This window comes from Firmicutes bacterium HGW-Firmicutes-1 (assembly GCA_002841625.1).
Taxonomy (GTDB): domain Bacteria; phylum Bacillota; class Clostridia; order Lachnospirales; family Vallitaleaceae; genus HGW-1.
Window position 1 is genome coordinate 1 of record PHAG01000031.1, and the last position, 1,358, is coordinate 1,358.

At 35.1% G+C, this 1,358-nt stretch carries 2 protein-coding genes; both read left to right on the top strand.

The features are described 5' to 3' along the window. On the top strand, positions 1 to 205 hold a 205-nt coding region (locus tag CVU84_17620), incomplete at its 5' end, for a hypothetical protein (protein ID PKM93088.1). 104 nt (positions 206 to 309) lie between these two features. Continuing rightward, positions 310 to 1,107, top strand: a complete 798-nt coding sequence (locus tag CVU84_17625) for a hypothetical protein (GenBank protein PKM93089.1) — start codon at positions 310 to 312, stop codon at positions 1,105 to 1,107. Positions 1,108 to 1,358: the final 251 nt, after the last annotated feature.

Genomic DNA, 1,358 nt, shown 5'->3' on the forward strand with positions numbered 1-1,358 from the left:
TGAGAACAGTCAGAAAGATAAAACTTCAGATGTGTTTCCTTATCTATCAAGAATTGAAAAAAGCCTTAAGGATCAAGGCTTTACTGCTAGACGAGCAGATAATGCTGACATAAAGCGATTACTCGGAGTCTACTACGAGCAGAATGTAACGACAGAGAAGTTTGAGGATTATGATGGCGAAAGGTGGGTGATTATTGGTGATTAATGAATCGATTCCAAATCCTTTTGCAAAATATACCAAGGTGGTATAATCAATGCATTAGTATGTACAAATGATTCGTTGATTAAACTATTTTGAGGTGAGTTGAAATGAAGAAATTGCTGAGCTATGATTTCGAATATATCCAAGATATTAATCCAATTTTAGATGAATCGGGTAAGATTCAAGAGTATTCTCCGCAAGAAAATTACAGTAAAAAGGATTCTTTTGAGTTGAATAAACATGGTTCAGGTACATTTTGTAAATTTTCAATACATTCGAAATGGTCGGGAGTAGCAGGGGTATATGCGTTTTTTATCGATGACATACTTGTCTACATTGGTCAAGCAGCGGATTTTGCTCAAAGATTCAATATGGGGTACGGGAATATTTCACCCAAAAATTGTTTTATTGGGGGCCAATCTACTAACTGTAAGATAAACAAAATGGTACTCGACTCTATTAAATCGGGGCATACAGTCTCTGTGTATTTTCATAGAACTCATGATTATAATAAAGCTGAGAGGGAACTCATTAAATACTATAAACCTCAGTATAATACAGCGCTTAATAATGATTTGGATACAGCGCAAATAAATACTATTAGGAATCAGACGACATCTTCAAAACAAGCTGAAGTGGTTGAGATTAAAAATAAGTCGGTGAACCCATCTGTCTCGAAAGTGAGGGAATTCATTCAAAAAGAAATCGAAATTGCAAAAGCACAAGGAAAAAAAGATCTCGTAATTCGTTCGGGAGATATTCATCAGACGTTAAAGATGGCAAATGCAATGCCAACAGTGTGTTCCGCAATGAGGACGTTAGATGGAGAATATAAGTATGAGGTAATAGAAGAACCACCAAAGGGTAATGGATCAAGATTAGTTTTTAAGTATATTTTTAATTGAATGCTATCAATTACCAAACCGAACTAATTTAAATACAATATATTAGGCAGCTTTGAAGAATTTTCTTTGAAGTTGTTTTTTTATTGCAAAGAAAGGGTGAGTGAATGAAAAAGATAAAAACCAATGATATGACGGGAAGTGAAGTAAAATCATTTGTCGATATGATTGCTCCATCAGTCATCAAGTTCAACGTGGACCATTTTATTTGTGGCAACACGTTCCGCTGTGTTTGGGCACTTCGAGAGTATCCG